Annotated in this window: 18 protein-coding genes; 10 read left to right on the top strand and 8 right to left on the bottom strand. The window is 56.7% G+C overall.

Annotation, left to right across the window (positions count from 1 at the left end; all coding sequences use genetic code 11):
• Window positions 1–197: 197 nt before the first annotated feature.
• From Q8O69_RS09210 to Q8O69_RS09220, 3 genes are all read right to left on the bottom strand, one after another.
• Window positions 198–668: a DUF2867 domain-containing protein gene (locus Q8O69_RS09210; RefSeq protein ID WP_305591477.1), complete on the bottom strand. Its 471-nt coding sequence runs from the start codon at window positions 666–668 to the stop codon at window positions 198–200.
• Window positions 669–739: 71 nt separating this feature from the next.
• A complete protein-coding gene (locus Q8O69_RS09215; RefSeq protein ID WP_305591479.1) occupies window positions 740–1,324 on the bottom strand; it encodes a DUF6151 family protein in 585 nt (194 codons plus the stop codon).
• Between the two features lie 97 nt (window positions 1,325–1,421).
• Window positions 1,422–2,735 (bottom strand): TIR domain-containing protein, encoded by a 1,314-nt coding sequence (locus tag Q8O69_RS09220; protein ID WP_305591481.1) that lies wholly within the window; start codon window positions 2,733–2,735, stop codon window positions 1,422–1,424.
• 413 nt (window positions 2,736–3,148) lie between these two features.
• On the opposite strand from Q8O69_RS09220, the gene Q8O69_RS09225 reads away from it, so the two are divergent.
• From Q8O69_RS09225 to Q8O69_RS09240, 4 genes are read left to right on the top strand one after another with little or no spacing between them, the layout of a single operon-like run.
• Window positions 3,149–3,673, top strand: coding sequence for a transporter suffix domain-containing protein (locus tag Q8O69_RS09225; RefSeq protein ID WP_304869175.1), 525 nt, complete (start codon window positions 3,149–3,151; stop codon window positions 3,671–3,673).
• 60 nt (window positions 3,674–3,733) lie between these two features.
• Window positions 3,734–4,864, top strand: coding sequence for an HlyD family secretion protein (locus tag Q8O69_RS09230; protein WP_305591483.1), 1,131 nt, complete (start codon window positions 3,734–3,736; stop codon window positions 4,862–4,864).
• Between the two features lie 4 nt (window positions 4,865–4,868).
• Complete coding sequence (locus Q8O69_RS09235; RefSeq protein ID WP_305591485.1) at window positions 4,869–5,897, top strand: DUF2955 domain-containing protein; 1,029 nt, start codon at window positions 4,869–4,871, stop codon at window positions 5,895–5,897.
• 31 nt (window positions 5,898–5,928) lie between these two features.
• On the top strand, window positions 5,929–6,273 hold the full coding sequence (locus Q8O69_RS09240) for a hypothetical protein (RefSeq protein WP_305591487.1): 345 nt from the start codon (window positions 5,929–5,931) through the stop codon (window positions 6,271–6,273).
• A 27-nt stretch (window positions 6,274–6,300) separates the two neighbouring features.
• Here Q8O69_RS09240 and Q8O69_RS09245 read toward each other — a convergent pair whose 3' ends face one another.
• On the bottom strand, window positions 6,301–6,852 hold the full coding sequence (locus Q8O69_RS09245; RefSeq protein ID WP_371136081.1) for an ATP-dependent zinc protease: 552 nt from the start codon (window positions 6,850–6,852) through the stop codon (window positions 6,301–6,303).
• 155 nt (window positions 6,853–7,007) lie between these two features.
• Window positions 7,008–9,218 carry a catalase/peroxidase HPI gene (gene katG, locus Q8O69_RS09250; RefSeq protein WP_305591489.1) on the bottom strand — a complete coding sequence of 737 codons (2,211 nt, stop codon included), beginning with the start codon at window positions 9,216–9,218 and terminating at the stop codon, window positions 7,008–7,010.
• A 221-nt stretch (window positions 9,219–9,439) separates the two neighbouring features.
• On the opposite strand from katG, the gene Q8O69_RS09255 reads away from it, so the two are divergent.
• Complete coding sequence (locus tag Q8O69_RS09255) at window positions 9,440–9,631, top strand: hypothetical protein (RefSeq protein ID WP_305591491.1); 192 nt, start codon at window positions 9,440–9,442, stop codon at window positions 9,629–9,631.
• Between the two features lie 23 nt (window positions 9,632–9,654).
• On the opposite strand, the gene Q8O69_RS09260 is transcribed toward Q8O69_RS09255, so the two are convergent.
• Both Q8O69_RS09260 and Q8O69_RS09265 read right to left on the bottom strand, forming a co-directional pair.
• Entirely contained in the window at window positions 9,655–10,149 is a 495-nt protein-coding gene (locus Q8O69_RS09260) for a GNAT family N-acetyltransferase (protein WP_305591493.1), read from the bottom strand.
• Window positions 10,137–10,571, bottom strand: a complete 435-nt coding sequence (locus Q8O69_RS09265) for a rhodanese-like domain-containing protein (RefSeq protein ID WP_305591495.1) — start codon at window positions 10,569–10,571, stop codon at window positions 10,137–10,139. Before Q8O69_RS09265 ends, Q8O69_RS09260 begins: the two co-directional genes overlap by 13 nt.
• A gap of 99 nt (window positions 10,572–10,670) precedes the next feature.
• On the opposite strand from Q8O69_RS09265, the gene ftrA reads away from it, so the two are divergent.
• Window positions 10,671–11,630: a transcriptional regulator FtrA gene (gene ftrA, locus Q8O69_RS09270; protein WP_305591497.1), complete on the top strand. Its 960-nt coding sequence runs from the start codon at window positions 10,671–10,673 to the stop codon at window positions 11,628–11,630.
• A gap of 2 nt (window positions 11,631–11,632) precedes the next feature.
• Here the strand turns inward: ftrA and Q8O69_RS09275 are convergent, their stop codons facing one another.
• Window positions 11,633–12,133 carry a DUF1203 domain-containing protein gene (locus Q8O69_RS09275; RefSeq protein WP_305591499.1) on the bottom strand — a complete coding sequence of 167 codons (501 nt, stop codon included), beginning with the start codon at window positions 12,131–12,133 and terminating at the stop codon, window positions 11,633–11,635.
• 158 nt (window positions 12,134–12,291) lie between these two features.
• Between Q8O69_RS09275 and Q8O69_RS09280 the strand changes: the two genes are divergently transcribed.
• The 4 genes from Q8O69_RS09280 (at window position 12,292) to Q8O69_RS09295 (ending at window position 15,781) form a co-directional block, all read left to right on the top strand.
• On the top strand, window positions 12,292–12,696 hold the full coding sequence (locus Q8O69_RS09280) for a hypothetical protein (protein WP_305591501.1): 405 nt from the start codon (window positions 12,292–12,294) through the stop codon (window positions 12,694–12,696).
• A 74-nt stretch (window positions 12,697–12,770) separates the two neighbouring features.
• Window positions 12,771–13,271, top strand: a complete 501-nt coding sequence (locus Q8O69_RS09285; RefSeq protein WP_305591503.1) for a disulfide bond formation protein B — start codon at window positions 12,771–12,773, stop codon at window positions 13,269–13,271.
• 316 nt (window positions 13,272–13,587) lie between these two features.
• The gene (locus Q8O69_RS09290; protein WP_305591505.1) at window positions 13,588–14,592 is read left to right on the top strand and encodes a TRAP transporter substrate-binding protein; all 1,005 of its coding nucleotides are present in this window, start codon (window positions 13,588–13,590) and stop codon (window positions 14,590–14,592) included.
• 181 nt (window positions 14,593–14,773) lie between these two features.
• Complete coding sequence (locus tag Q8O69_RS09295) at window positions 14,774–15,781, top strand: DctP family TRAP transporter solute-binding subunit (RefSeq protein ID WP_275962685.1); 1,008 nt, start codon at window positions 14,774–14,776, stop codon at window positions 15,779–15,781.
• Window positions 15,782–15,786 lie beyond the last annotated feature (5 nt).

Below are 15,786 nucleotides of genomic sequence, written 5' to 3' on the forward strand. Positions count from 1 at the left end.
AATGGCCACCGGAGTGGGGTCCGGGTGGCGAAAACGTAAGAAATACTCGTCGAATTGATTGTTTTTTGATCATTTGGCGAGTTTAAAAGTTGCGCTAGGTGGTATGCCGGGGAAATACATGGCTACTTCAGACCATCCTTAGCACTTGCTAGCGCTTTGAACCGTCCGCAATGCCTGCGGCAAGTATTTTTAATGAACTAGGAACAATTACTCTGTGCAGGGGGGGCGACAAAGAACATGTAAATTTTTCCGAGTACATTATTCACATGCACCACTGTGGTGACATGAACAACTGCATACTCGCCATCAGGCTCAACTAAGAACGAAACCCGTACATCCAAATGCTTATCGCGATCTTCCAGAATCACTTCATTCTCAAGATTTTCTGCAAGCTTAAATATCCCGACTACATCTCCAATCTTGTAGGTTTCACTGGACTCCCCATGGTTAAACTCATTTATTCCTCCCAGATCTTTAAGACCAAGCTTAGAGACAACCCAATTCCTCAAGCTCATCAGCTGAACCACCCAAGAAGGAGTGCTCTTCGCAACTGCAATGTAAAAATCCAGAGCAGATTGTTTGTTGTATTTTGTTCTTGCTGAGTGACTATCCCAGAAATATGCACTTTCCAGTGAGCCTTGAAGAATTGAGTTTTGGGGTGCGTTCATTTAATACTTCCATGTAATGGCTTAGCGTTTGATTAATGGATGAGATCCCAGTAAGTAGTCTGAATCGCTTGCTATACGGCACTTTTCAAAATCTCTAATTCGTCAGATTCTAGTGTTTTTGGGCTGACACGAGGCAGACCTGAGGAATTGAACAGAGGCGATTTCTTGTACTGTCCGCTGATACAGCTTTTGGCTACGATCCAGATAAAACGAGCTATAACACCCAAGAGCCCGTGCTGAGTTGGCTTCGGTTTACCCAGTGCGGTGTCAGTGTTTAACACAGCAACCTTGGTGCCAAAGTCTTTGTCCATTTGCTGGCGATCAAGGCAAGTATGGATAAGACCTATAAATGACACTTTACGGCTGGCCATCGTATTACCAATAGGCGATGTACAGCATGTGGCATACCAGCGGAGCATACCTTTTTCAGTAAGGCGGACTGCCGCCAAAAGATCTTCGCCTTGGCAGAATCGCAGATAGCTCTGAGCTACTTGGACGATCTCGGTTCCGCCTTGTTTATCCAGCACAAAAGGCGCTTTACCAAGAAAGTGTGCGAACGCCCGGCAATCGGTGCAATAGCAGATAATACGATTACTGACGCCAATACTGTCGAGTTCCCCTCTAACAGCACCGCATTGACATTGAATTGAATGCATAGATATCACCACTCCTTGGCTTGGTACGACCTGTTTTGTGCCGTTACGGGTTAAGGTTGGACTACAGTGAACTGCTTTAAATGCTGCTAGCTGAAATCTAGGCCCCGTGGCATTTTTTATATTTTTTCCCACTTCCACAAGCGCAAAGGTCGTTTCGTGATTGTTTTTTAGCACAGTTCCTTTCTATGACCAATTGCACTCTTTGCTTCAAAGCAGTAACTAATTCTGCCGATTCAGGGTCTATTCGAATCATTTCATCATAGTGGCTAATTGCTTTATTATGCTCACCTAAAAGCTCGGAACAGTAACTTCCATACGCAAAATGCGCCTCGAGATAATCCGGATTTAACACCAAGGCCTTCTCGTAAAGTTCGCATATTTTTTCTCGCGACTCCTTGCTGTCTTTTTTGTACGATTTATAGTAATTGGTTAAATTTGCGTACGCCTTTGACTCTGCTGGATTGTAAGAAATTATTGTTTCATATTGCTCTTTCGCGCCTTCATAATCATCAAAATAATTAGTCAGCAGCACTCCCAGATTAAGTCTCGCCTCAGTTAGATTTGGCATTATGCTAACTGCCCTTTCAAACAGACCCCTTGCTTTCTCTAGCTGCGTTTTCCGACAATAGAGCATGTACCCATAGTTGTTTAGGGCGTATGCATTATCGCCATTTAGCTCTAGCGACTTCTCATAATTAATTTCCGCTTTTTTGATGTTTCCTCGGCGCGAAGCGATACCGGCCCTTATTGAGTAGGCATCTGATATAGGTTCGTTTTCTTCCAGCCATTGGTCTAGAGCAATTTCTTTTTCATCAATATCCTCAATGAACGAAATTCTTAATAATCCAACTAGATGCGTAATATTTAACCCGCCCAGACAGGTTATAATCGACGCATAGCTTTCCTTCTTAAGCTCATCAAAAGTCAGATTCTTCCTGTCACTTATATAAGCCAAAAACTCATTGATGCAAGATGCAATACTCTCAACTGATCTTAGCTCATTAAGCTCGCTGATTATTGAGGTCGGCGGCAAGGCATCTATCAGATATTTAATCTTTTCCTGCTCTTGAAGCCAGTGCCTTGTATATGCAAGCCGGTCTGCGACTGAATAAATACTAGTGCCCCTGACTATTACAGGTAGGATTTTATTTTCATAATCCCTATCTTTTAGCAAGTGCAGAACTTCTCTCATGCAGTTTTTTGAGCGCAAATAACCATCGCTAATCAAAATAACTGCAAAGTCAGCTTCCCTTATCGACTCCATAAAGCCAGATATGCTGCTTTTGTATTCAAGGTCCCGTACGTCGCGAGTTATGTTTAGCTGCAGTGCAGTTAGGTCTTTTTCGATTTGATCTGCAATTTCCATGTCGGACCAAGAGTACGACAGAAATATGTTCTTTCTTATACTCACAAAAATTACTCGCTGGTTATTTTTACCCGCAACTAAACAGCTGGCTCACAATTAATTGCCATTGTGGCTAAGTAATAAAAACATGATCTGTATTAGTCTCCAACCTAAAGGCACCACATGGCTTTCAAGAAAGCGACACCCCATAAACCAGCCAGAACCTACGTCTTTGCCGCCGCACTGTCTAGCAGCTCTCGATCAATTCCTCAGTAGCGCCAGCCCAATGCCAAGCCTCGGTTTTTCACGTTAAAAACAAGCCTCCCTAAAAAATGCTCACCAAGCCAGCCGTGTGCGGGCGTCGAGCAGGCATGGGCTGATAAAGCTGCGCCGCGCTGGTTTTGTGCTAGATATTTAGCTGATGGTTTTGCCGTTTTTTAAAACCCCAAAACAATAATCGCAAGGGACGGTACGTGCATATGAGTACAGAGCTGAACACAGCCCAGCCCAAGTCCGCCCATTGGCGGTTTAAGTTGGGTATCGCGATTATCTGTTTGATTCCGGCTTTGTGGCTTCTGGTGCCGCTGGCAGCGGCGGCGGATGTGCCGGGGTCTAAGGTGGCGGCGCTTTCGGGGGCGCTGTTTATCCTTAACAAGATTCTCTTGCTGCTGGTTATCGCCATCATGGGCAAGGCGGGTTTCCAGGAGCTGAAGCAGCATATCTACGGCTATATGTCTTCGATGGTGCCGAGCACTGAGGATGAGATCAGCCCGATGCGCCATCGCATTGGCTTGGTGATGTTCTGCCTGCCACTGATTTCTTCCTTTCTTGAACCCTATATCGACGCTATCGCGCCCGGTCTGCGGCCTAATAACTGGGCACTGCAGATGCTCGGCGATGCCATGCTGATTGGCAGCTTCTTTGTTTTGGGCGGCAATTTCTGGGAGAAGCTGCGTGCGCTGTTTATTCGCACCGCACGGGTTAGCAGCCCCGACGCTGCGTGATCTACCCCGCACTGCCGAGTCAACCTTGGTGCTTGCTCCATCTGCCTTACGGGAACCCTTATGTCTGAAGCACTAGAGCAGCCTGACAGCACGCCACCGGACGAGACGCCGGTGGCCGTCGATAAATCCGCGCCGCCAGCCAACCCGCTGCGACGTATTGCGTTGATCGTGGTGTCAGTTGCCGCCGCGCTGTTTGTGCTGTCCATCCTGATGGAGCGCAGCACCCCGTCTACCTCGCAGGCGGTGGTGCAGGGTTATGTGGTGCAGATGGCATCCGAGGTGGGTGGCCGCGTGGTGGAAATCGCGGTGCTCGACAATGCGCGGGTGGAGGCTGGGCAGCTGCTGTTTCGCATTGATCCGCAGCCTTACAAGATCGCCATTGCCGAAGCCGAGGCGCGCCTTGAGCAAACAGGCCAGGCGTTGGGGGCCAACACCGCATCGGTGGATGCGGCCCAGGCTCAGCTCGTTTCCGCCCGCGCCCAGCGTGACAATGTGCGCGAGCAAGCGCGCCGGGTAATGCAGCTGGTTGAACGCGGCGTTTATGCGCGGGCGCGTTTGGATGAAGCCACCGCGTCGCTGAACTCCGCCGAAGCTGCCGTGGTCAAGGCGCAGGCCGATTTGCAACGCGCACGTCAGGAACTGGGGCCAACCGGTACGGCTAACCCGCAGTTCAAGCAGGCCCTCGCGCAGCTGGAAAAGGCCCGGCTTGATCTGGTGCGTACGGAAATTACCGCGCCAGCCGACGGGGTGATCACCAATCTGCAGCTCGCCGTTGGCCAGGTGGTCAGCGCCGGCCAGCCCGCGCTGACCTTTATCGACACCGGCACTGTATGGATTTCCGCGGCCTTTAAAGAAAACAGCCTGGAGCACGTGCAGGCCGATGATACGGCCGAGCTGGTGTTCGACGTGTTGCCTGGGCGTATTTTCAATGCGCGGGTCGAGAGCGTCGGCTGGGGCGTTGCAACAGAAGGCAGCAGCTCTTCTGCCCTGCCCTCGGTACGCAACCAGAGCGGCTGGGTACGTGACCCGCAACGCTTCCCCGTGCGCCTGGTGGTGATGGAGCCTTATCCGAAAGGCCTGCGCTATGGCTCACAGGTTACGGTGGTGATTTACACCGGCGATAACCCGCTGGCGAATATGTTTGGCGTAATCACCGCGCGGCTTGTGGCGCTGCTGACCTATGTCAACTGAGGCCTTGGCGGCCCCCTCCCCGTCAATCGATCTGGCGCGCGCCAAGCGTCAAGGCTTGCGTGTGGCTCTGGCAGTAACGCTGGGATTCAGCCTGGGCTTGGTCAACGACAGTGTGCTGCCCTTTCTCGCACCGCTATTTGCCACTCAGTTTCTGCTGGCCAGCTACAACCCGCCCGGTTTACGTCAGGGGCTGGGCACTGTATTGCTGATCTTTATGGTGGGCGCGCTGCTGATCTTCCTCACCGGCCTGCTCGGTGAGCGGCCGTTGGTGCTGCTGCCGTTGCTCTGGCTGTGCTACTTCAGCTGCTTTTTCGCCCAGGGTCGCCAGGTGGGTGGCGCGGGGCCGGCGTTGATGCTGGTGATTGCGATTGTGGTGCCGCTGCTCGACATCCTCCAGCGTGACCTCGGCGAGTCGATTGTCTTGGTTCTGGCCAAGGCGGTCAGCATCGGCCTGCTGCTTGCCTGGGGCGCTCATGCAGTATTCCCGGATCTCGGCCCCGCGCCGGTAGCCCCTGCGCCTTTGCCGCGCACGGAGCTGGGCTACGTGACGCGCCAGGCCATGGTCAGTGGCGCCATCCTGCTGGGCATGGTTGCACTGTGCTTGATCGACTCGCGCCTGGCCACGGCGATGGTCATACCGATTACCGTGGCCTCGTTGCTCAGCCAGTTCGAGCTGGGGATGAGCAGCCGAACCGCTGCCGCGCTGATCGTCATCAACCTGCTGGGCGGGGTTGTCGCATCCCTGGCATTTACCGTGAGCGAACTGCGGCCCAGCCTCTTGTGGGTCATCCTAATCCTGCTGACGGTGAGCCTGCTGTTTGCCGGCCGAGCTGTTATGGGCGCGGTGACGGGCAAGGTGTTTGGCGGCGGGCTGACGACCTTTCTGATTCTCTTTGGTCTGGGCGTTTCGCCATTGCCCGGCGAAACGCCAGAGCTGTTTTCCACGCGAATTGCCTATGTGCTGTTCGCGGTTCTGTATGCCTTGTGCATGGCCAGCCTGTTCTGGCCCAGGCCGCGTAACGCCAGTCATTAATCGCTGTACTGCTGCTAATCAGGTGCCGTCTATGCGCAAGCTCTGGAGCAAGTACCTGGCGCTGCTGGATGCAGACTTAAGCGCCAAGATCTTCGACAACATCAAAAACCTGCTGGTCTGCGCGCTGCTGTTTGCCGCCGGCACTGACGCGTTGCATGGCAACCATCAGATCTTTATGGGGCTCTGGGGCTCAACCCTGGCAGGTTGGGGGTTGATCATCGTATCGGCGCTTCTGCTGCTACTGAATATCAGCGACGCCCTGCGGCGCCTGGCCAAATTGCGCCATCACGTGGTGCTGCAGCTCATCCTGTTTCTGCTTTACCTGATCCTGGCTGTGCGCGTGGTGGAAATAGTCTGGAGTTTCAGGGCGACATAAGCCCACTGGAGCGTTGGCAATGCTCAATCAGCTGGTCTGGGTGCAACTCGGCTGCCCAGCCGAGTAACGCACGCCGGGGCTGACTGCGGCGTTGAATTCTTTCAGGGCCGATGAGCCGATCAGCAGCGGGAATTCAAAGGCGCTGCGGTCGGTCAGGTTGACCTCGATGTTCTTCAGTTCATCACCCACGCAGATGTCCATCGCGATCACAGGGCGGGCGGTATACAGCTGTTTGTCGCCGGGTTTGCGGTCATCGGCGCGGCGTTTGATATAGCTCATGCGCGCCAGCGGCCTTTCGATGATCTGCGCTTGCTTGGCGTCTTGCATACCCAGCTGGAAACGCACCCATTCGCCGCCATTACGCTTGAACATTTCAATGTTCTTGGCGCTGAGCGAGGCGGTCTCGGCACCGGTATCGAGCTTGGCGGGCAGCTCCAGGGCCAGTTCATGCAGCGAAACCTTCTCGTGCAGGCCGTAAATCTGCGGCTGGTTGGCCATCGTGCCGGTGGCGAACAGTGCGGCGCAGAATGCAAAGGCGGCCGGCAGCTGTTTGAGCGGTACGCAGGCGAGGTTCGACATCAGGTGGCTCCAATAGCATTTAGAAAGTCAGGCTAAGTTAACGGCGCTGGCTGAATTCAAGCTTAATCAGACACTTATAAAAACTTCGCCCCGCCATGAATGACCATGGAGGGGCGAAGTGGTTTCAATTGAGGCCGGCTAGGCCTCTATGCGGATCACTTGAGATCAAAGCGATCCAGGTTCATCACTTTGGTCCAGGCGGCGACGAAGTCCTGCACAAACTTCGCGGGTGCATCGCTGGTGGCATAAACCTCAGCCTGAGCGCGCAGCTGCGAGTTGGAGCCGAACACCAGGTCAACCTGGGTGGCGGTCCATTTCAGGTCGCCAGTTTTACGGTCGCGGCCTTCCAGCACACCTTCGCTGGCAGACTTCTGCCACTTGGTGCCCATGTCGAGCAGGTTGACGAAGAAGTCATTGCTCAGGGTTTCCGGGCGCTTGCTGAACACCCCATGCTGGGCTTTACCGGCATGGGCATTCAGTGCGCGCAGACCGCCGATCAGCACGGTCATCTCCGGCGACGTCAGTTCCAGCAGCTGCGCCTTATCGACCAGCAACTCGGCCGCAACGTTTTCGTAACCCTTGCGGGCGTAGTTACGGAAGCCATCGGCCTTGGGCTCCAGCACCGCGAAGGATTCGACATCGGTCTGATCCTGCGAAGCGTCGGTACGGCCTGGGGCGAACGGCACCACTGCATCCACGCCGCCCTTCTTCGCCGCGGCTTCCACCGCTGCGGAGCCGGCGAGAACAATCAGGTCGGCCAGGGAGATTTTCTTGCCGCCGGCGGCCGAGGCGTTGAAGTCCTTCTGGATGGCTTCCAACGCTGCCAGCACCTTGGCCAGTTCGGCCGGCTGGTTAACTTCCCAGTCCTTTTGCGGCGCCAGACGAATACGCGCGCCGTTGGCACCACCACGTTTGTCGCTGCCACGGTAGGTGGAGGCCGATGCCCAGGCCGTGTTGACCAGTTGCGCAATCGACAGGCCGGATGCCAGCACCTTGGCCTTGAGGCTGGCGATGTCCTGCGCATCCACCAGGGCATGGTCGACGGCCGGAACCGGGTCTTGCCAGATCAGCACTTCGGCAGGTACCAGCGGGCCGAGGTAACGGGCACGCGGGCCCATGTCACGGTGGGTCAGCTTGAACCAGGCGCGGGCGAATGCATCGGCAAACGCTTGCGGGTTCTGGTGGAAGTGGCGGGAAATCTTCTCGTAGGCCGGGTCCATACGCAGCGACATATCGGCGGTGGTCATCATCGGCGGGTGTTTCTTCGCCGGGTCGTGAGCATCTGGGATCAAGTGCTCAGGTTTGACGTTCTTCGGCGTCCACTGGTGGGCACCGGCCGGGCTCTTGCTCAGTTCCCACTCGTAGCCGAACAGCATGTCGAAATAGCCGTTATCCCAGGTGGTGGGGTTGGGCTTCCAGGCGCCTTCGATACCGCTGGTGGTGGTGTGCACGCCTTTGCCAGTGCCAAGCTTGTTGATCCAGCCCAGGCCCTGTTCTTCAAGCGGTGCGGCTTCGGGCTCAGGGCCGACCAGTGATGGGTCACCCGCGCCGTGGGCTTTACCGAAGGTGTGACCGCCGGCTACCAGGGCCACGGTTTCTTCATCATTCATGGCCATGCGGGCAAAGGTTTCGCGCACATCGCGGCCCGATGCCAGCGGATCAGGGTTGCCGTCCGGGCCTTCCGGGTTGACGTAAATCAGGCCCATCTGCACGGCGGCCAGCGGGTTTTCCAACTCGCGATTGCCGGTGTAACGGCTGTGTGGTTTGTCGCTGGTGGCCAGCCACTCGGTTTCCGAACCCCAGTAGGTGTCTTCTTCCGGCTCCCAGATGTCCGGGCGGCCGCCGGCAAAGCCGAAGGTTTTGAAGCCCATGGACTCCAAGGCAACGTTACCGGCCAGAACGAACAGGTCAGCCCAGGACAGCTTGCGGCCGTACTTCTGCTTGATCGGCCAGAGCAGGCGACGGGCCTTGTCCAGGTTGCCGTTATCCGGCCAGCTGTTAAGCGGCGCAAACCGCTGGTTACCGGTGCTCGCACCGCCACGGCCATCGTGGATGCGATAAGTGCCTGCAGCATGCCAGGCCATACGAATCATCAGGCCGCCGTAATGCCCCCAGTCGGCTGGCCACCAGTCTTGCGAGTCGGTCATCAATGCCGTGAGGTCTTTGATAACGGCATGCAGATCAAGAGTCTTGAATTCATCGGCGTAGTTGAAGCCCGCACCCATGGGGTCGGACTTGGAGGAATGTTGATGGAGAATTTTCAGGCTGAGTTGGTTAGGCCACCAGTCGGCGTTCTTCGGTGCGCCGCCAGCCACACTGTTGGTTCCGGCAGCACCCGAGAACGGGCATTTCGCATCGTTTGACATGTCTCTCTCCTGTTGTTTTTACCTAACGGGGTGGACTCAGCTTGGTAGCTGGACTGCGAACGAGCCAATAGGATTTGGGTATGACCTTTATAGTAGTCAGGGTATATGACTCAGTGACTATAGAGTCATCGCCGTAAAACAGCTGATAAAGTGGCGGGTGTCTGCGCCCTATTCGCGCCGAAAAACACCGCGTTAAATCACCCCAAATGAGCGCTTGAACCGTGGAAGAGACCCGCCAAACAGCAGCCGCCAGCGACGCCGAAGTGCTGGCTTATATGCAGCGTCAACTGCGCTCCGGCCGCGTAAAACCGAGCGTGCTGGTGAGCCTGACGCAAAAGGAATTCGCCGATGTCAGCCATGAGCGCATCGTGCAGTGCTTCAATCAGTTGGACTCTTCGTTGCTTAAACGCTGAGCGCTAGATCAATGGGCACGCCACTAGCCGCTCGCCAGCCGATGCAGGCTGTTTGCATCCATCTCGTAAGCACGCCATTTCTCGACTGCTTTGCCGCCATGACGCTGATAGAACTGCTCGGCGCGGTTATTGCCGGCCAGCACATCCCAGCGCAAGCGCCCTGCCCCGTCGGTCAGCGCCCGGCCTGCGATAGCCTTGAGTAACTGCGCACCGACGCCAGCCGAGCGGTAAGCGGGATTGACGTAGAGTTCTTTCAGCACCAGGGTTGGCCGCAAATCGTAGGTAAAGGCAATCGGCAAGGTCACTGCGTAGCCCTGCACCATGCCGGCAGCTTCGGCGACCTGGATATGGCACTGCGCGTCAGGGCCAAACGCCCGTGAGCGCAGTGCCTCGATATCTACTGCGAAGGCCTCGATATACCCCTCAAAGCGCGCCAGTGCCTGCATCAGCGTCAACACCTGAGGAAGGTCCGCGACAGTGGCGTCGCGGATGCACAGGGCCGAACTCAGCATTCGCATGCCACAGCTCGATTGGACGGTTCCGGTAAAGCCGTGTTCAGACTGAACCCTTCATCCAGCCAGCCGCTGATGCCGCCGATCATTTCCTTGACTGGGTAGCCCAGCGCCGCAAGTTTCAGCGCCGCACGGTTGGCGCCGTTGCAGTGCGGCCCGGCGCAATACACCACAAACAGGCTGTTCTTGCTGTACTGCTGCATAAAGTCGGCAGTGATCAAGCGGTGTGCGATATTGATCGCTCCCGGTATATGACCCGAGGCGAACGCGTTGGGACCGCGCGCATCAACCAGCACGAAATCGACCTCGCCGGCCTGCTGGCTGGCATGCACATCGGAGCAGTCGGTTTCAAAGGTCAGGCGGTTGCTGAAATGCATCATGGCAATCGCGGATGGCGCGGCGGGTGTTTCACGAACCAGGCTTGGCATGGTCTTACTCCATTGGTGAGTGGTGGTGCGAGGCACTGTAACTTCAGCAAAGTTGCCGCTACAGTGGCGCACAAGACACTTACTGGTAGTTTTACGCCAATGCATCAGGTTCCTGGTTTGGTCGCAATTCTGGCCTATGACGGCCTGTGCACCTTTGAATTCGGTATCGCGGTGGAGGTATTCGGTCTGCCGCGCCCCGAGTTCGATTTCCCCTGGTACGAGCACCGTATCGTGGCCGTCGATCAGGGGCCGATGCGGGCCATGGGCGGCATCCAGGTTCTCGCGGATGGCGGTTTGGAGCAGCTGAAAAGCGCACACACCATCATCATTCCCGGCTGGCGCAGCCGCACCGAGCCACCACCCGAACAATTGCTTGAAGCGCTGCATCAGGCCCATGCCGGTGGCGCGCGAATCGTGTCGATCTGCTCCGGCGTCTTCGTCCTGGCGGCCAGTGGTTTGCTCAACGGCCTGGGCGCCACCACCCATTGGCGCTACACCGATGAGCTGGCAAGCCGTTATCCGAGCATTACGGTCGATCCGGATGTGCTCTATGTCGACTCCGGCCAGCTGATTACCTCCGCCGGCAGCGCCGCAGGAATAGATGCCTGCCTGCACCTGGTGGCCCGCGACTTTGGTGCGCAGGTGGCCAATAGCGTGGCGCGCCGCCTGGTAACCCCACCACAACGCAGCGGCGGGCAGGTGCAATTTATTCCGGCACCGGTCAGCCGCACGCCACGCAATGACTTGTCGGGCGTTATGCAGTGGGCCCGTGAACGCCTGCATGAGCCGCTGGATGTTGGGCAGTTGGCCAGTCGAGCAGCGATGAGCGAGCGGACTTTTCTGCGGCACTTCAGCGAGGCCACGGGATTGCCGCCGAAGTCCTGGCTCCAGCATGAGCGCCTGGCCCGGGCCAGGGAACTGCTGGAAAGCACCACCCTGAGCAGCGAGCAAATCGCCGAAATGTGCGGCTATCGTTCGGTAGAAAGTTTTCGCGTGGCGTTTCGCGGCAGCGTGGGTGTGCCGCCATCGCGCTACCGTGAACGCTTCGGTGCCCGTTAAATCTAGCCCTCGCTTGCCCGCTCGACCCGGCACTGGAAGCAGTTGAACTTGGAGCGGATATGCACGTAGGCCACGCTGGGGTCGCGAAGAATCTGCTGACAGACCGCTGTTAACTCTTTGCCTGACACCACCTGGCCGGTGTCGTAACGAATCCAGTCGTCACTGCCGTAGCCACGCACAATCGCCGGTTCCAGAAACGCAAACCAGGCAGGCAATGTCGCCTGTTCATACCGTTCACAGGGTTGCTGATGCAGAAAGATCGGTCCAGTTTCGGCATAGGGTTGCAGCGCCGCAAAGGGCCGGTAAGCCAACACCAGTTTGGTGGCGCCGGGGGTAATCAGGTTCAAGCAGTGTCTGCAGGGATTGGCCAGGCCTTCAGCCGGCCGTTGCACGGGTAACTGGCCGTTGGCATCCAGCCCGCCCTGCCAGATATGCATGGCCTCGGCACTGGCTATGCCGCGAACGCGCAACGCAATGGGCGCTGCATCAGTGGATGGGTTCATCGCCAAGCTCCTTTGTCCGGGGTGTGCGACAGACCTTAGCCAGCGGAAATGCTGCCCGCTATGCACTTTTGGCTTTCAAACTTCTGGGCTTTTGCTCAACGCCTGGTGCGCCGTTATGCTCGCGCAAATCCAATGGCTTTCTACAGGGAGCGTTATCCATGCTTGGCAAACTGCTGGTGACCCTTGGCATCGTGTTTTATGCCGTGGTGGTGCCGATTTTCGAGCTGAACGACTCGCATGTGTTTAACCCAAGCTGGGAGGCCCATGCGCGTTTGCATGAGGTCTGGCAGCTGGCGACCAATTGCGCGATTGGCGCGTTCTCGTTCTGGCTGGTGTGGTTTAGAGCCAACCTGCGCCTGAGCAGCCTGATGACATTCTTCGTCACCGGCGGCTTTCTCCTGGCCTATGCCTTGCGCGGCAGCTATGGCGGCTCGATGGTGTTGTCCGATGGTTCGGAAAAAATGATCCTGGGCATCAATCTGGGCTTGTTTGCCTATTCGCTGGCGATCATCCTTGCGCTGCTAGCCCTGTATCTGGATCGCTCAAACAGGCCTGCAACTTAAATTCGCGCCGAGCATCTGATGCCTCGGCAGAGTATCTGCCTCAGTCAATGCGAACGCCTCTACCGGAGATTCAGATGTCCCGCGCCACCTCAATCAAGCCTCTGCTCGCCCTGATTGCTCTCGCCTGCTTTGCCATGCTCGGCGGTGCCTTGCTGCTGCAGCATTTGGCCGGTTGGGAGCCTTGCACCCTGTGTATTCAGATTCGCCTGTGGCTGCTCTGTGGTGGCGTTGTCAGTCTGTTGATTCTGGCCGCAGAAGCCCTCGGCCTGCGTTGGCTGACCTTGCCGCTCTGGCCGTTACTACTGGCCGCTGCGGGTATGGCAGTGTATGACAACACGCACCTGGTGCTGATCGAAACCGGCGTGCTGGAAAGCTCCAGTTGCTCGCCCTTCCCCTTCTATGCCTTCTACCTGCCACTGCATGACTGGCTGCCCAGCGTATTTATGAGCGCCGGCGTGTGCGGGCAGAACGACTACAGCATCCTCGGTCTGTCGTTTACCCACTGGACCCTGCTCAGCGTCGCCCTACTCTTGGCTTTGTGTCTGTTTACGGCCTGGCGCGCCGCACGTCGCTGATCCGCCGATAGCACTTCCCCCGCAGGTGGCGGTAAAACGCCACCCACGCCCTCAATAAGCGGTTTTTTGCCGATTTTTGCGCATAAATGGCGATTTCTCGCCAGCGGCTGTGCGTTCGATCACGGCCACTTTGTGGCCGCTCAAGCCCTGCAGCCGTTTTGCCACTCTGGCATAGGCATTGCGATATAGCCGGTGCACTGCGCACGGCAACCTAGCGTGCTGCCGCGCCAACCTGACAGCCCGCACCAGCCAGCCTGCTGAAACGTACCCTGGCACGCCGTCAACACAACAACATAAGAAGAATAGGAACACCGCTATGTTCAAGTCGATCTGCGCTATTGTCGCTGGCAGCCTGCTGCTGGCGTCTACCACGCTTCACGCGGCAACCGACAAGGGGCCAATCGTGATCAAGTTTGCCCACGTGGTTGCAGACAACACCCCCAAAGGCCAAGGCGCACTGCTGTTCAAGAAGCTGGCCGAGGAACGCCTGGGCAACAAGGTAATAGTCGAGGTGTACCCCAACTCCACGCTGTATGGCGATGCCAACGAACTCGACGCGTTGGCTAAAAACGAAGTGCAACTGCTGGCACCGTCGCTGGCCAAGTTCGAGAAATACACCAAGCAGCTGCAGGTGTTCGATCTGCCGTTTCTGTTCGATGACCTGGATGCTGTCAACCGCTTCCAGAAGCGCGCCAAAGGCCGCCAGCTGCTGCGCTCCATGGAAGACCACAACATCGTCGGCCTGGCCTATTGGCACAACGGCATGAAGCAGCTTTCGGCCACCAAGGCGCTACTGGTACCGGGCGACGCAGCCGGTTTGAAGTTCCGTATCCAGCCTTCCTCGGTGCTTGAAGCGCAGTTCAACCAGCTTGGCGCCACGCCTTTGGTCATGCCATTTGCCGAAGTCTTCGACGCGCTGAAAAGCGGCAAGGTGCAGGGCGCTGAAAATCCCTGGTCGAACATCTACAGCAAGCAACTGCACAGCGTGCAGCCGTTTATCACCGAGACCAACCACGGCGTGCTCGACTACATGCTGGTGAGCAACCCACGCTTCTGGTACGCCATCCCGCATCAGATCCGTATGGAGCTGGAAGGCATCATCGATGAGGTGACCTACGAGGTGAACCGCCAGGCCGAAGCAGCCAACCAGGCCGACCGCGACCGCATCGCCGCTGCCAGCGGCACCCAGGTGATCGCCCTCAGCGACGAACAACGCGACGCTTGGCGCAAAGCCATGCAGCCGGTGTGGCAACAGTTCGAAAGCGTGATTGGGGCTGACGTGATGAAGGCCGCGCAAACGGTTAACCGCAACAAGCGTTAAGACGTGCGCCATCGCACTCCACGCCCTCACCAAGTGCAGTAACCTGCGCGCCGCTCTAACTAGCCCCTCGCCCATCCCTGGTTGATCACCAGGGATGCCGGCAAAAAGCCGCTACGCTTTAACCTGGGTTTAAACCCCGACTATTCAAGACTGCTCGCCTGCCTCAACCAAGGACTCACCTATGTTCAAGTCGATTGCTGTTATAGCCGTTGGCACCCTGCTGTTCAGTGCATTCAACCTCTGCAACGCTCAAGAACAGGAGCCCATCCTGATCAAGTTTGCCCATGTCGCCGATGAGCACACGCCCAAGGGCCAGGGCGCACTGCTGTTCAAACAGCTGGTCGATCAACGCCTGGCAGGCAAGGTCAACGTCGAGGTTTACCCGACATCCAGCCTATTTGGCGATGACAACGAATTGCAGGCTTTGGCTAACAATGAGGTGCAATTGCTGGCGCCGTCGCTGGCCAAGTTCGAGAAATACACCAAACAACTGCAAGTCTTCGACCTGCCCTTCCTGTTCGATGATCTGGAAGCCGTAACGCGCTTCCAGAAACGCGCCAAGGGCCGCCAATTGCTGCGTTCCATGGAGGCGCATAACATCATTGGTCTGGCGTATTGGCATAACGGCATGAAGCAGCTCTCGGCAACCAAAGCGCTGCACGTGCCCAGCGATGCAGCGGGTTTGAAGTTCCGTATTCAGCCCTCCAGCGTGCTGGAAGCGCAGTTCTATCAGATCGGTGCGACGCCACTGGCCATGCCTTTTGCCGAAGTCTTCGACGCGCTGCAGAGCGGCAAGGTGCAAGGCACCGAAAATGCCTGGTCAAACATCTACACCAAGCAGTTGCACACCCTGCAGCCGTTTATCACCGAGACCAACCACGGTGCGCTCGACTACATGCTGGTCAGTAACCAGCGTTTCTGGTTTTCCATTCCTCACCATATCCGCAGTGAGCTGGAAGCCATCATTGATGAAGTGAGTTTTGAGGTGAACCGCCAATCCGAGGCCGCCAATCGCGCTGATCGTCAGCGTATCGAGGCGTCGGGCAGCAGCCAGATCATCAGCCTCAGCGACGAACAACGCGCCGCCTGGCGCGCCGCTATGCAACCGGTTTGGCAGCAGTTTGAAGCCGACATCGGTGCAGACATCCTCAAAGCCGCGCAAACGGTTAACCGCAAAAACCGCGAATAGCACTC

Source organism: Pseudomonas sp. (genome assembly GCF_030690725.1).
In the GTDB taxonomy this organism is placed as follows: Bacteria; Pseudomonadota; Gammaproteobacteria; order Pseudomonadales; family Pseudomonadaceae; genus Aquipseudomonas.

Excerpts from the sequence above, each read along its gene's own strand:
- ftrA (WP_305591497.1), top strand. The coding sequence starts at position 10,671 with ATGCATCAGGTTCCTGGTTTGGTCGCAATTCTGGCCTATGACGGCCTG.
- Q8O69_RS09210 (WP_305591477.1), bottom strand. The coding sequence starts at position 668 with ATGAACGCACCCCAAAACTCAATTCTTCAAGGCTCACTGGAAAGTGCA.
- Q8O69_RS09245 (WP_371136081.1), bottom strand. The coding sequence starts at position 6,852 with ATGTCGAACCTCGCCTGCGTACCGCTCAAACAGCTGCCGGCCGCCTTT.
- Q8O69_RS09295 (WP_275962685.1), top strand. The coding sequence starts at position 14,774 with ATGTTCAAGTCGATTGCTGTTATAGCCGTTGGCACCCTGCTGTTCAGT.
- Q8O69_RS09285 (WP_305591503.1), top strand. The coding sequence starts at position 12,771 with ATGTCCCGCGCCACCTCAATCAAGCCTCTGCTCGCCCTGATTGCTCTC.
- Q8O69_RS09225 (WP_304869175.1), top strand. The coding sequence starts at position 3,149 with ATGAGTACAGAGCTGAACACAGCCCAGCCCAAGTCCGCCCATTGGCGG.
- Q8O69_RS09290 (WP_305591505.1), top strand. The coding sequence starts at position 13,588 with ATGTTCAAGTCGATCTGCGCTATTGTCGCTGGCAGCCTGCTGCTGGCG.
- Q8O69_RS09275 (WP_305591499.1), bottom strand. The coding sequence starts at position 12,133 with ATGAACCCATCCACTGATGCAGCGCCCATTGCGTTGCGCGTTCGCGGC.
- Q8O69_RS09230 (WP_305591483.1), top strand. The coding sequence starts at position 3,734 with ATGTCTGAAGCACTAGAGCAGCCTGACAGCACGCCACCGGACGAGACG.
- Q8O69_RS09240 (WP_305591487.1), top strand. The coding sequence starts at position 5,929 with ATGCGCAAGCTCTGGAGCAAGTACCTGGCGCTGCTGGATGCAGACTTA.
- Q8O69_RS09215 (WP_305591479.1), bottom strand. The coding sequence starts at position 1,324 with ATGCATTCAATTCAATGTCAATGCGGTGCTGTTAGAGGGGAACTCGAC.
- katG (WP_305591489.1), bottom strand. The coding sequence starts at position 9,218 with ATGTCAAACGATGCGAAATGCCCGTTCTCGGGTGCTGCCGGAACCAAC.
- Q8O69_RS09280 (WP_305591501.1), top strand. The coding sequence starts at position 12,292 with ATGCTTGGCAAACTGCTGGTGACCCTTGGCATCGTGTTTTATGCCGTG.
- Q8O69_RS09260 (WP_305591493.1), bottom strand. The coding sequence starts at position 10,149 with ATGCGAATGCTGAGTTCGGCCCTGTGCATCCGCGACGCCACTGTCGCG.
- Q8O69_RS09265 (WP_305591495.1), bottom strand. The coding sequence starts at position 10,571 with ATGCCAAGCCTGGTTCGTGAAACACCCGCCGCGCCATCCGCGATTGCC.